This window comes from Salipiger sp. 1_MG-2023, assembly GCF_030547555.1.
Classification (GTDB): domain Bacteria; phylum Pseudomonadota; class Alphaproteobacteria; order Rhodobacterales; family Rhodobacteraceae; genus Salipiger.
Map to the genome: position 1 here is coordinate 1 of NZ_JAUOQN010000186.1, position 655 is coordinate 655.

Genomic DNA, 655 nt, shown 5'->3' on the forward strand with positions numbered 1-655 from the left:
TCGTTCGCTTCATTGTCCGTCCCTTCGTTGGGTCGGACTCTAATTTCAAATGGAGAAAAAATCCCGTGGCAGGTCACAGAGGGGCCTGAGCCTGCCTTTGCTGTACCTATATATATGCGGAGGGATGTTTATGCCGCCCGCTCAAGGTGCCACGGTTCAGGTGCCTGCTGTTCGGCTGGCTGTGGTCTGGCGATGGCTCGTGTCTCCGCGAGGAAGGTTGCTGCGCTCACCTCAACATAAGGCTCAAGGGGCTGCTCAGGCTGTTCCCTATATATATGCGGAGGGATGTTTGTGAGGTCCGCCTCGTCAAAGCGCCGACCTGCTGGCTTCCCGTCATCAAGGATGGCCTTGCGAACGCCCACGCCCCACTGTTCCCGGCAGAAGCTGTCGGCCATTTTCGCGATGTTCTGAACGTCTCGGTTCCTGTTATCTGGGTAGAACTTGCCGATCCCCGCCCGTGGGTTTGCCCCGAGGAGCTTGTGGTCTAGGAGGATGTTGCGCAATGCGGCGTCTTCCCCCGATGCTGCGGTCAGCACCTTCAGCAGGCTGCGCTCCTGCTCCCTCGGTGGCCGTCGATTGATCTCGGCGCGCCCCTTCTCGCGAGGGCGCGCCGGTCTCAGCCGGACAGCGCGGAATGAAACGAGGGTCGGCCAAT

1 protein-coding gene is annotated in these 655 nt (G+C 60.3%); it reads right to left on the reverse strand.

Translation table 11 applies throughout. From position 1 onward, the window contains the following. Positions 1-128: 128 nt before the first annotated feature. Positions 129-655: hypothetical protein (locus Q4543_RS24510; protein WP_303442803.1), on the reverse strand; the 527-nt coding region annotated here is incomplete at its 5' end.